Here is a 12,221-nt window from a genome sequence, read left to right on the forward strand (position 1 = left end):
GGCGCGAAGCCACCGAGTATTCTTGCCACTGGAGCTGGATTACTCAAAAGGCGCAAGTGGCTCGCTCAGCTGTTAAAAAACAGAGCTATATTATAATAAATTCATATGTATGCGATGAGAAAGAAGAGTACATATTGCAGCAATTTCAGAGAGCTTGTGGTTGGTGWGAACAAGTAATTGTACAGTATGGAATGGGCTTTTGAGCACCAAACCGAAACAACTTAGGAGTAGGCTTTGGCGTTTTATCCAGGCGTTATAATGGATAAAAGAGATTTCACTATTTGTGAAATAATTAGGGTGGTACCGCGGTCCATTCGTCCCTAGATCATTGGGGATGAATGGGCTTTTTTGTATTTAAAAGCGGAAGCGGCTCGCTTAGAATGCGAGGGGGATGGAGCTCCTGACGTAGAGGCGTTTTTTGCCTCACAGGAAGGCGCGAAGCCACCGATCATTCTTGCCGCTGGAGCTGGATTATATAAAAAGCGGAAGCGGCTCGCATTGACCTACTTCCCCCACTCTTCAACAATACATACAAATTTCAAGGAGGCATTATTATGTCAGTTATTTTTTCTGGTATTCAGCCAAGCGGAACAATTACGCTTGGAAACTATTTAGGAGCAATGAAACAATTTACAGAATTGCAAAACGAACATGATTGTTATTTCTGCATTGTAAACCAGCATGCGATTACAGTTCCTCAAGATTCTGTACAACTTCGTAAAAACATCCGCAGTCTTGCTGCGCTATATGTAGCTTGTGGTATTGATCCTGAAAAATCTACTTTATTTGTACAATCAGAGGTACCTGCGCACGCTCAACTCGGATGGATTATGCAATCTATCGCACATGTTGGAGAATTAGAACGTATGACGCAATATAAAGATAAATCATCTGGTAGAGAATCCGTTCCAGCTGGATTACTTACGTATCCACCATTAATGGCAGCTGACATCTTACTTTATAATACTGAGATTGTGCCAGTTGGCGACGATCAAAAACAACATATGGAATTAACTCGCGATTTAGCAGAGCGTTTCAATAAACGTTTCCGTGAAATTTTCACAATTCCAGAGATTCGCATTCCAAAAGTAGGCGCTCGTGTTATGTCATTAACAGAACCTACGAAAAAAATGAGCAAATCTGATCCAAATCCAAAATCAATGATTAGTATGCTTGATGAGCCAAAAACAATCGAAAAGAAAATTAAAAGTGCAGTAACTGATTCTGACGGTATCGTAAAATACGACAAAGAAAACAAACCTGGTATTTCCAACTTATTAACAATCTACTCTTCATTCTCAGGTAAAACAATTGAAGAACTAGAAGCTTACTATGAAGGAAAAGGATACGGTGACTTTAAAGGTGATTTAGCACAAGTAGTCGTAGAAGCAATTCGTCCAATTCAAGAAAAATATAACGAACTAATTAACTCCCCTGAATTAGATGAAATCCTTGACAAAGGTGCTGAAAAAGCAAACCGCGTTGCAATGAAACAACTACGTAAAGTTGAAAATGCAATGGGATTAAGCAGAAAACGTAGGTAACTAAAAAAGCGGGGGCGGCTCGCTTAGAATGTGAGGGGGATGGAGCTCCTGACGTAGAGGCGTTTTTTGCCTCATAGGAAGACGCGAAGCCACCGATCATTCTTGCCGCTGGAGCTGGATCATACAAAAAGCGGAGGCGGCTCATTCAGCTCTGACGGGCTAATGTTCTTTCGCATAGAAGGCGTTCTTTGCCTTCTTATGCGGAAGATTCTTAGACACGAAGAGCTTGCCACCGGAGCTGGATCAAATTAAAAAACCGCCAAATTGGCGGTTTTTTAATTTACCTTTTGTTCATTTTCCATTTCCCATAACTTTTCAAAGAATGGTTGCCCTTTTACAAGGCGTTCACATAGCTGTTCATGCTTTTTTGACCAACCATATTTCGCTTCCTCATAAAGGCGCTCCCAGACGGCTTCAAATTTCATATGTTGAACAGTCCCATATGCAGATGGATCCCATTCTGTATACCAATAGCGAATTTCAGCTGGATTTTTCGTTGTATGTAGTTGATCTAGTGCCATAAAAAGCAATTGTTTCAATTGTCGTTCTTTACGAGTTAAGCCATTCATAATATATGGCGATGGTGATAAAATATGATGCTCTTTTTGTGATTCTTCCACTTGAAACTCATACTTTTCTGCTTGGACATTTTCCACCATCTCATATACCATCTGCTCTTGACGGGGAATAAGCCTACTTTTTCGAATCGGTACATTGTACCCAATTGAATCCACTGCAATAATTCCTTTTCCATCTGTAACAACAAAACAATACTCTTGTTGCAAACGCTCATGATTTTTACGAATATACGCCTTATGATGTACGTCTTCCAATAGTTTTTGCGGAAGTTCCAATAATTCGTTCTCGATGTAATGATATAATGTAGAATCTACTTTTAATAATGGCACTTGATCTAATAATTCGATCGTATCATCCTTCCGCCATTCGTAAAAATGACAAACGTTATACCCATTTTCCTCACCTTCAAACCAATTTACCCATACATCATGTAGATATAACATTTTCTACCCCTCACTTCACTACTGTTTGTACATCTCATTATGTTCATTTTTTGTAAAATTTATTCCATCCAAGGGAATATATTCTACTTATTATTTCTTCACTACTTCTCACTTCCATTTTCATCATGCAAAAAAACTTGGCAGCGCCAAGTTTTTTATATTTATCACCTATTAAGAGGTAAAAATATTTGCTTTATTTAATATACATATGGCATCCATAGACAATAAAGAAAGCGTGTTATCTTTCTCAAATTCCACACAATCTTTTACAATATGAAATCCAACGCCATATCCAAGCATCTTCGGGTACATTTGCATTCCATTTAGTAAGCAGTCATGCTCCCTGGTTCCTCTCTTCATATCCTTTTTCTTTTTTACAACCTTCTCCCAATAATGAACCGCTTCCTCTTTTGTATAGTACGATGTCCACGGTGCATAACTCTTTTCTGAGTGCCTTTCATACACCGCTTGCTCTGCAAGCCCCTCCATTATCATTGTATCAAGTAATGTATAATCCTTTTCTTTCTTTTCAATTTGATGTAACCGACATATGTGATGATATTCATGGGTAAGCAATGCTTTTAATTCCTTCACTGTATTCCGTCCACAGACAAACAGGAAAATCACATGACGCATTGTTAAGCCAGCTTTTCCGTTATATTCCGCTTGTACMGTKCGATTRTATGAATCTGATAAYAAAATAAAGATAGGGACATCTGGCCCTTGTAACCAGTGCTTTAGTTCCTCATACTCCTCAGAAAGCTCTTTCCAAACCTGCTTTTCCTCTAGCTGCTCAATTTCTTTTTGTCCTTCCATCACTGGACGATACATACCTTTAGAAATTAAAAAACGGTACAACCTCTCCTTTGGCAATGGAATGTATTTTGTAAACTTCTCACAAAGCTTTTCTGGACGCCCATAATAAAGGTACAGCCAATCTGCCGTTTGAATAACCCCCATCTTCACTCCTCCCTTTTCTTCTATATATATGCAAGAAAAGGAGCGAACGCGAAGTGATAAAATGAAACTTTTGATTGGCTTTGATTTGTTTCTGATTGCACAGTTTCATCTTTCCTGTATGTGCTTGCTGAAGGGAACTTCTGTTGGAGCACTGTTAAACTGAGGGGACAAGGCGGGTATAAGAATTATAATTTGGTTTTTGTTCATACAAACAGGCCCCTCAAAAAAGAGCCTGTTTGTCGACAATCTAACATTTAATTCTTGTCAAAATGAAAGTACGGAAGTAACCCTTGTAAAAAAGTTTGGAAATCGTCCGCTAAGAACGTAATGATTGGATCTTGATAATTTTCTACATTCACATGAATTACTCTTGGTTCTCCTTGTTTTCCGCACTCGCTATAGTCTAACAAAACAGCATCGTGTCCAGCTGTAGGCGATTCTCCTACATATATACAAGAAGATGGATATTCAAATTCCTCTATCATGTAAATTCCCTCCGTATCAATTCCATGCTCTCCACCAATGCCATAGAACCCTGCTACGTAAATATGATCCTCAGCCCAAGAGGTAGGTACGGTAGTAGGAAAACAATTCTGTACAGGTGTACCACCGTTTTGCGATTTGATTAAGCGAATATAGGAATCTGGTAATTTATAACCTAATTTTTCTTCTGCAATCTGAATCATTTCATCTGTAACTGGATTTGGGTTTACGAACTCGTCAGAGTCCTCCCAAAAAGTGTGCAATATGTTCACCATGTGAATTTCACTTCCTTTTCATCGTGTGCTTTTTCTTTATACCCCAACCTAATAACTAAAAGGAGCATCATGTTTTTTACATTTTTGTAAACTTTAGAATGACTTCTGTTATATGTAACATAGGTATCTTGTTGTTTCCTTCCATCATACCGCTCATTATAAAAAAAGAGAAGAATAAGATAAATGAAAAAAGCCGATCGCTTCTACGCATGATCGGATGCTCTCTTCCATCCAAAAAAGGGTGTTTTAAGAAGTAGCTCTCCTTTGCTACTTCCCAAAACACCCTCTTACTACATTATTTATAAGTTTTAAATACTAACACTGCGTTATGACCACCGAACCCTAATGAGTTACTTAAAACAGTGCGTACTTCTTGATGTCTCGCTTTGTTTGGTACGTAATCTAAATCACATTCTGGATCTGGTGTTTCATAGTTAATTGTTGGCGGAATCACTCCATCTGTAATAGATTTAACAGAGAAAATCGCCTCAACAGCGCCAGCTGCTCCTAATAAATGACCAGTCATTGATTTTGTAGAGCTAATCGCTACTTTATATGCATGTTCACCAAATGCTTCTTTAATTGCCATCGTTTCGTATTTCTCATTCGCATCTGTACTTGTACCATGCGCATTAATATAATCGATATCCTCAGGCTGAAGACCGGCATCTGCTAATGCTTGACGTATCGCACGAACACCGCCCTCACCGCCAGGAGCAGGCATTGTAATATGGAACGCATCACCTGTTGCACCATATCCGACAAGTTCAGCATAAATACGTGCACCTCGTGCTAACGCATGCTCCAACTCTTCTAGTATAAGAATACCAGCTCCTTCTCCCATTACAAATCCACTACGATTTTTATCAAATGGACGACAAGCAGTTGCTGGATCCTCATTAAATGTTAATGCTTTCGCTGAACTAAATCCTGCAAATGCCATACTTGTTAACGGCGCCTCTGCACCGCCTGTAATCATTGCATCTGCATCACCGCGCTGAATGACTTTAAATGCGTCACCAATTGAGTTTGCCCCGGATGCACAAGCTGTCACAGAACAAGTATTAATTCCTTTTGCACCTGTAGCAATTGAGACTTGACCCGCAGCCATATCAGGAATCATCATTGGTATCAAAAATGGACTTACACGGCGCGGGCCTTTTTCCGTAAAGATTTTAAATTGCTCTTCATACGTTTCCATGCCACCAATACCAGAACCTATCCATACACCAATACGCGGTGCATTTTCTTCTGTAATGTCCAACTTTGCATCTTCAACTGCCATTTTCGCTGCTGCTACCGCATATTGTGTGAAGCGATCCATACGGCGCGCTTCTTTTTTCTCAATATATTTTTCAGCTTCAAAGTCGTTAATTTCCGCTGCTACTTTTGCTGGAAATTGTTCCGGATCTAAGCGTGTAAGCCGTCCGATTCCAGATACACCATTTTTAATGTTTTCCCAAGCTGTTTCTACATCTGTTCCGATCGGCGTAACAGCTCCTAGTCCTGTAATTACGACACGCTTCTTTTCCATACAAAATACACTCCTTTTTTTCTCTCAGTCCTTATTTGCCCCAACGAAGAGCGACTGCTCCCCATGTTAATCCGCCACCAAAGCCGACTAATATAATTAAATCACCGTCTTGAATACGTCCATTTTGCAATTCCTCTACCATCGCAATTGGAATTGAAGAAGCTGATGTATTTCCGAACTTTTCAATTGTTGTACTCATTTTTTCTTGTGGCAAACCTAATCGTTCCCTTGCCGATTCCATAATACGAATATTTGCTTGATGCGGAACTAAAAAGTCCACATCTTCTTTCGTAAGACCTGCTTTTTCTACAACACGAAGACAAGAATCACCAAGTTGACGAACAGCGAATTTAAAGACTTCTCTGCCATTCATCATAACATATTCATCTTGATAAAGGTGCTTGCCACCACTTCCATCTGCGCCTAATTCAAATGAAAGAATACCCTTTCCTTCTGAAACAGCTCCCATTATAACAGCGCCTGCCCCGTCTCCAAATAGCACAGCTGTATTACGATCATTCCAGTCTACAATCTTAGATAATTTATCACTACCAACTACTAATACGTTTTTATAAGTTCCAGTTTGAATAAATTGCTGCGCTGTAATCATTCCGTACATAAAGCCCGCACATGCTGCACCTAAATCCATTGCTGCTGCATGTTTCGCACCAATTTGTTCTTGAATTACACAAGCAACGGCTGGAAAAGAGCGATCTGGCGTTACTGTTGCAACTAAAATAAGGTCAATTTCTTCTCCACTAATCCCTGCATTTTCAATAGCTTTCTTGGCAGCTTCTACCGCCATATATGAAGTATTTATTGTATCATCGGCAATGCGTCTCTCTGCAATTCCCGTTCTCGTACGAATCCACTCATCAGATGTATCCATGATTTTCTCTAAGTCGTGATTTGTGACTACTTTTTCTGGCACATATCTTCCGATCCCTAAAATGCCTACGTTCACATCGCAGCCCTCCGTTTTATATCAATTATTATGACTTGGTACTAATTCTAAAACATAAATGTTTATTTGTCTAGAATATATTTCTAAGTAAAAAAATAAAGCCGACATATTGTCGACCTTATCTCATAGTAGAACCAAAAGCAAACTACCTATATATCCCGCTCTTTTCCAATTGAGCTCCCCCCTCCTTCACTTTGCTTAGAAGAGGGAGTCTTCTCGGTTAAAATGATAAAAATACTTCCGTATCTGCTTTTACTTGGCGCGGGGCAGAAAAAGGCTCTGACCGTTTCTATGCATGGCTAGATGCTCTCTTCCTCCAAAAAAGGGTTTTTATGTCTAGTTCACTTTATTTTCCCGCTTTTCCAAGCTCATATGCTTCGTTCATTACTTTCATTAACAACTCTAGTACTGGCTGCGCTTTTTCCATATCAAGTGCAATCCCATTATCATCCAAAATGGCCTTTGCTTCCGGCAGGTGTTTCATAGCGATTTGTAAAAACTGCATATTTTTTTCGTTCATATTTCTTCATCCTTTCTATAAAGTGAAACTTTAATCAGTGGAGTTTTTTTCATCCCCCACTGATTATTAGTTGAACCAATCGGGCTTTTACGGGCAGTTGATCCCATCACCTAACTTCTTTGCTTTCGCTGAATTTTGAGGTGGAGGTCTTACTGCCCGTTAATGCGGGATAAAAGGAGTAATAATCTCCTCATTTCTACATTAGTTTAACATGTATTTTGTCCCTCGTATAACTCTTTATATCGTTTTAAATGTGTCAGTTGTTTATTTAAACCGAATTCTAACGGCGTGTTTTTCACAATACAAATACTCTTTATCTCTTCTCTTTTCACTTCTTTAACAGTTTTTTTCACTTTATGCTCAGCATTTAAAAGGATAATTCCTTTTTCCCATAGATTTTCTTTACCACTGATCATATTATATACACCTAAATTTTCTATGGTTTTACCTTTTTCCCATAAATATTCACACACATCTTCTACATAAAGAAGGTCCGCTCCATTTTCATTTTGAAGAAGCTCATATTCCTTTTCCATAAGTTCAGAAAGAATAAGCCTGTGGTACGTCATAAAGGAAGGTTGCCATGGGCCGTATAGAATTGGAACACGAAGTATACTATAGCGAATATTCGCCTTCTCCACTTCTTCCTCTACTTTCATAAATAATCGTTTATTTTCAGATAGATCTTGCACATTCGCCATTTCAATAGAAGAAAGTACATTTAGCTTCACTTGTTTTCTTTCGCACATATGAATGACACGCTTTAAATATTGTAAAATGATTCGTTCATTTCGAAATCCGCTTTGCCTGTTCGGTTCACATAAACAAAAGTAAGCCGCATCAAATTGATCGGTTTCTACTGTCTTCCATCCGCTCTCATCTCTTATAGACGAATACATAAACAAATCATTCCGCCCAATTAAAAATAACTTTTCTTCACTTACTTTTGACATACTTTCTAGATCAGCAAAATCAAGGCCATATACTTCTACTTCTTCCGCAAGCATTTTATTTACAAGATGATAGCCTACAAACGAAAGTGCCCCTATAATTAGTACGCGCTTCATGTCACCAACCCTTTCTCCCTCTAAACAAATAGCTCCTCATTTATGTATATTGGAGCTTCATAAATCTTCTTCATATTTTTTAAAGAAATGACATGTATGTTGAACCATCTTATATTTTACATGTTGCAAATGAAACGATAGTGAGGTCTCACAATTTTCATTTATCCGCTTTTTTTCATATTCACGTAACAATTGCTTGCGCGCTTTTTGTTCTTGTGTGGATACAAATATTTTTACAGGCACACAAGAAGGTAAATAAGAAAAAGACTTCTTAGCAATTTCCGCTTCTAACTGTGCTTCCTTCACATCATACGCAAGCAATAACTCTCTCACTAACCTTTTATAGAAAAATTTATGCTCTTTTTCAAATTCCACATGTGCAGGCAAATCTAGGCATGGAGTAAGCATCACTACAGATCGAATGCATTCTGGGTATCGATTCATCATTTCAAGAGCCACAAGAGCCCCCATTCCATCTGCAATGACATGAATTTGTTCGTTTAGTGTTTCTTTTTTCATAACAACATGATACAAACGCTTCGCTAAACGAACCGATTGATCATTCCCCCAATGTCTCCCGTATAAATTAGATGAAAAAACGGTATATCCATTTTCTATCAGCCCATTTAAAAAATGAGCGCGCCCCGCATGCTGCGTCCATAAACTTGTACCATTCTCAATAAAATAATTGTAATCACCAAGAAGCATGACACCAAATCCATTGGGCTTCTCTGGCAAATAAATCACACATGGTTCTTGTTCTAAGTAAAAAAAACGTTCCGTAACACTCATCATTCTCCCGCCTTATTTTCTAAACATAAAACTACTCCTTTATAATGTATGAAAGGAATACAATTTTGCGTTGAAAAATCTACAAATATTTTTTCTATATTCTTTTTTCAATTGTGTTACAATAAGGACAGATTGAACGAATAGGGGTGTGAAAAGATGCGTGTAATTTGGGCCTTTATTTGGTCGTTTATGCTTGTACATATGATGAGCTACGTAATTAGCTCTATGACTGGCGGTGTATACGATTTCGCGCTAGCGTCTAAATTCTCAATTGTTCTTGCTGTGCTTGTAATGGCAATTGCAGCAGCAATTCCAAACGAACCAGTAGAACAACACTAATAAAGAAAGAGCCCGGATTCAATCTCCGGACTCTTTTTTTACTCTACATGAACAACTAGTTCATTATTTTCCACATCAACAACTACATGACTATTATCAGTAATTGTTCCCGCAATCAATTCACGTGCTAACTTCGTTTCAATTTGACGCTGTACATATCGTTTTAATGGACGCGCTCCATACATCGGATCAAATCCAGATTCTACAACAAACTCTTTTGCTACTTCTGTTAATTCCACTGTAATATGACGATCTACTAAACGCCCTTGTAACTCTTTTACAATTTTACCAACAATTCCTTTTATCTCATTTGTTGTAAGTGGTTTAAATAAAATAATTTCATCCACACGATTTAAAAACTCTGGGCGAAAATGTCCTCTAAGCTGCCCCATAACAAGATCTCTTGCTTCCTCTTTAATTGTACCATCTTCTTGTAACCCTTCTAATAAATGCCCTGAACCAATATTTGATGTCATAATAATCACTGTATTTTTGAAATCCACTGTTCGTCCTTGTGAATCCGTAATACGCCCATCATCTAACATTTGTAATAAAATGTTGAATACTTCTGGATGTGCTTTTTCAATTTCATCTAATAAAATAACGGAATATGGTTTACGGCGTACGGCTTCTGTTAATTGTCCACCTTCCTCATATCCTACATATCCAGGAGGAGCTCCAATCAAGCGAGACACAGCATGTTTCTCCATATACTCGGACATATCAATGCGAATGATTTGCTCTTCACTATCAAATAAAGATTGTGCTAATGTTTTCGCAAGTTCTGTTTTCCCAACGCCTGTTGGTCCTAAGAAAATGAATGAACCGATTGGACGATTTGGATCTTTAATACCAGCGCGAGCACGAAGAACTGCATCCGCCACAAGACTAACTGCTTCCTCTTGCCCAATAACACGTTCTGATAAAATTTGCTCTAAACGTAGCAGTTTTTCACGTTCACCTTCTACAAGTTTTGCAACTGGTATACCCGTCCAACGTGAAACGATATTTGCAATCTCTTCTTCACTTACTTCTTCACGAAGTAAACGGTTCTCTTGTTCGTTATGTGCTCCCATTTCTTCCGCTTCTCTTAATTCTTTTTCCACTGCTGGAATTTTACCATGACGAAGCTCTGCTGCTTTATTTAAGTCGTAATTCCCTTCTGCTTCTTCTAATTCACGACGTAAACGTTCAAGGTGTTCTCTTAAGTCACGAACTTTATGGATTTCTTCTTTTTCTTTTTGCCATTGCGCTCGCATTCCATTTGCAACTTCTTTTAAATCAGATAGTTCACGTTGCAATGTTTTTAGTCGTTCTTGACTACCACGATCCGTTTCTTTTCCTAAAGCAGCTTCTTCAATTTCCAGCTGCATAATGCGGCGCGTTACTTCATCCAATTCTGTTGGCATAGAATCAATTTCTGTTCGAATTGTTGCGCACGCTTCATCAACAAGGTCAATCGCTTTATCTGGTAAAAAGCGATCAGATATATATCGATCAGACAATACAGACGCCGCTACAATCGCACGATCATGAATATTTACACCATGATAAATTTCAAAACGCTCTTTTAAACCACGTAAAATAGAAATTGTATCTTCTACCGTTGGCTCTTCTGCTAACACTTGTTGAAAACGACGTTCTAGCGCTGGATCTTTCTCAATATATTTTCGATACTCATCTAAAGTAGTCGCTCCAATACAATGAAGTTCACCGCGCGCAAGCATTGGTTTTAACATATTCCCTGCATCCATCGCCCCTTCTGTTTTACCAGCACCAACAATTGTATGGAGCTCATCAATGAATAAAAGAATACGCCCTTCACTTTTTTTGATTTCATTTAACACAGCTTGCAAACGTTCTTCAAACTCACCACGGAACTTTGCACCCGCCATAAGCGCACTCATATCTAATGCAAAGATTGTTCTATCTTTTAATCCTTCTGGTACATCTTTTCGCACAATTCGTTGTGCCAATCCTTCAACAATTGCTGTTTTCCCAACGCCTGGTTCACCAATTAAAACAGGGTTGTTTTTTGTTTTACGAGAAAGAATGCGGATAACCCGGCGAATTTCGCTATCACGACCAATGACAGGATCAATTTTCCCTTGTCTTACTTCTGCCACTAAATCACGGCCATACTTTTCTAACGCTTCATATGTTACTTCTGGATTTTGACTAGTCACTCTCTGATTCCCCCGAACTTCCATTAAAGACTGTAATAATGTATCCTTCGTAATGTGAAATGCTGTGAACAGGTGATTCATATCACCTTTTTCCTCGCAAAATGCGAGCAAAATATGTTCCACTGAAATATATTCATCTTGCAGTTTTTTTGCCTCTGCCTCTGCTTTAACAAGTAATTGCCCTAAAGCATTTGTCACATACACTTTGCCAGCTTCTACACCACTTCCTGTAACAGATGGTTTCTGTTGAAGCAATCTTTCTACTTCTTTCGTTAATTGTTCTATATTGACATTCATTTTTTGAAAAATACGCACTGCTAATCCATCCTGCTGCTGTAATAATGCAAGTAATAGATGAACAGTATCAACTTCTTGATGATGATGAGATACCGCTAAAGATTGAGCACTCATAATTGCTTCTTGTGTTTTCGTCGTCATTTGATTTAAGTCCATCTTCACAAACCTCCAAACATTGGAATCCTCTTGATGTTTGACCTTTTTTGATTTTTTGACTTTATTTGACCTTTAATTTGAT

General features: G+C 38.4%; 11 protein-coding genes and 1 other annotated feature. Of the genes, 2 read left to right on the plus strand and 9 right to left on the minus strand.

The features are described from left to right. Nucleotides 1–105: 105 nt before the first annotated feature. Nucleotides 106–325, plus strand: a binding site (T-box leader). 229 nt (nt 326–554) lie between these two features. Continuing rightward, on the plus strand, nt 555–1,544 hold the full coding sequence (gene trpS, locus AC1DIT_RS04235; protein WP_016113774.1) for a tryptophan--tRNA ligase: 990 nt from the start codon (nt 555–557) through the stop codon (nt 1,542–1,544). Nucleotides 1,545–1,819: 275 nt separating this feature from the next. On the opposite strand, the gene AC1DIT_RS04240 is transcribed toward trpS, so the two are convergent. From AC1DIT_RS04240 to AC1DIT_RS04275, 8 genes are all read right to left on the minus strand, one after another. Beyond that, a complete protein-coding gene (locus tag AC1DIT_RS04240; protein WP_016113773.1) occupies nt 1,820–2,566 on the minus strand; it encodes a YjbA family protein in 747 nt (248 codons plus the stop codon). A 171-nt stretch (nt 2,567–2,737) separates the two neighbouring features. After that, nucleotides 2,738–3,526 (minus strand): DUF2268 domain-containing putative Zn-dependent protease, encoded by a 789-nt coding sequence (locus AC1DIT_RS04245; RefSeq protein ID WP_016113772.1) that lies wholly within the window; start codon nt 3,524–3,526, stop codon nt 2,738–2,740. Between the two features lie 254 nt (nt 3,527–3,780). Next, complete coding sequence (locus tag AC1DIT_RS04250) at nt 3,781–4,284, minus strand: SMI1/KNR4 family protein (protein WP_016113771.1); 504 nt, start codon at nt 4,282–4,284, stop codon at nt 3,781–3,783. A gap of 295 nt (nt 4,285–4,579) precedes the next feature. Next, entirely contained in the window at nt 4,580–5,818 is a 1,239-nt protein-coding gene (fabF, locus tag AC1DIT_RS04255; protein WP_016113770.1) for a beta-ketoacyl-ACP synthase II, read from the minus strand. 31 nt (nt 5,819–5,849) lie between these two features. Further along, nucleotides 5,850–6,782 (minus strand): beta-ketoacyl-ACP synthase III, encoded by a 933-nt coding sequence (gene fabH, locus AC1DIT_RS04260; protein ID WP_016132591.1) that lies wholly within the window; start codon nt 6,780–6,782, stop codon nt 5,850–5,852. A gap of 346 nt (nt 6,783–7,128) precedes the next feature. Continuing rightward, nucleotides 7,129–7,302: a ComZ family protein gene (locus AC1DIT_RS04265; RefSeq protein WP_003195910.1), complete on the minus strand. Its 174-nt coding sequence runs from the start codon at nt 7,300–7,302 to the stop codon at nt 7,129–7,131. Between the two features lie 206 nt (nt 7,303–7,508). Next, complete coding sequence (locus AC1DIT_RS04270; protein ID WP_016132590.1) at nt 7,509–8,369, minus strand: NAD-dependent epimerase/dehydratase family protein; 861 nt, start codon at nt 8,367–8,369, stop codon at nt 7,509–7,511. 57 nt (nt 8,370–8,426) lie between these two features. After that, nucleotides 8,427–9,161, minus strand: a complete 735-nt coding sequence (locus AC1DIT_RS04275; RefSeq protein WP_016132589.1) for a lipase family protein — start codon at nt 9,159–9,161, stop codon at nt 8,427–8,429. Between the two features lie 156 nt (nt 9,162–9,317). On the opposite strand from AC1DIT_RS04275, the gene AC1DIT_RS04280 reads away from it, so the two are divergent. Next, nucleotides 9,318–9,500: a YjzD family protein gene (locus AC1DIT_RS04280; RefSeq protein ID WP_016113766.1), complete on the plus strand. Its 183-nt coding sequence runs from the start codon at nt 9,318–9,320 to the stop codon at nt 9,498–9,500. A 38-nt stretch (nt 9,501–9,538) separates the two neighbouring features. Here AC1DIT_RS04280 and clpB read toward each other — a convergent pair whose 3' ends face one another. Further along, nucleotides 9,539–12,139 carry an ATP-dependent chaperone ClpB gene (clpB, locus tag AC1DIT_RS04285; RefSeq protein WP_016132588.1) on the minus strand — a complete coding sequence of 867 codons (2,601 nt, stop codon included), beginning with the start codon at nt 12,137–12,139 and terminating at the stop codon, nt 9,539–9,541. Nucleotides 12,140–12,221 lie beyond the last annotated feature (82 nt).

This window comes from Bacillus sp. 05T22 (assembly GCF_056396765.1).

Coding starts and splice junctions, on each gene's coding strand:
- AC1DIT_RS04275 (WP_016132589.1), bottom strand. CDS start 9,161: ATGAGTGTTACGGAACGTTTTTTTTACTTAGAACAAGAACCATGTGTG.
- AC1DIT_RS04270 (WP_016132590.1), bottom strand. CDS start 8,369: ATGAAGCGCGTACTAATTATAGGGGCACTTTCGTTTGTAGGCTATCAT.
- trpS (WP_016113774.1), top strand. CDS start 555: ATGTCAGTTATTTTTTCTGGTATTCAGCCAAGCGGAACAATTACGCTT.
- AC1DIT_RS04250 (WP_016113771.1), bottom strand. CDS start 4,284: ATGGTGAACATATTGCACACTTTTTGGGAGGACTCTGACGAGTTCGTA.
- AC1DIT_RS04265 (WP_003195910.1), bottom strand. CDS start 7,302: ATGAACGAAAAAAATATGCAGTTTTTACAAATCGCTATGAAACACCTG.
- AC1DIT_RS04240 (WP_016113773.1), bottom strand. CDS start 2,566: ATGTTATATCTACATGATGTATGGGTAAATTGGTTTGAAGGTGAGGAA.
- clpB (WP_016132588.1), bottom strand. CDS start 12,139: ATGGACTTAAATCAAATGACGACGAAAACACAAGAAGCAATTATGAGT.
- AC1DIT_RS04280 (WP_016113766.1), top strand. CDS start 9,318: ATGCGTGTAATTTGGGCCTTTATTTGGTCGTTTATGCTTGTACATATG.
- fabF (WP_016113770.1), bottom strand. CDS start 5,818: ATGGAAAAGAAGCGTGTCGTAATTACAGGACTAGGAGCTGTTACGCCG.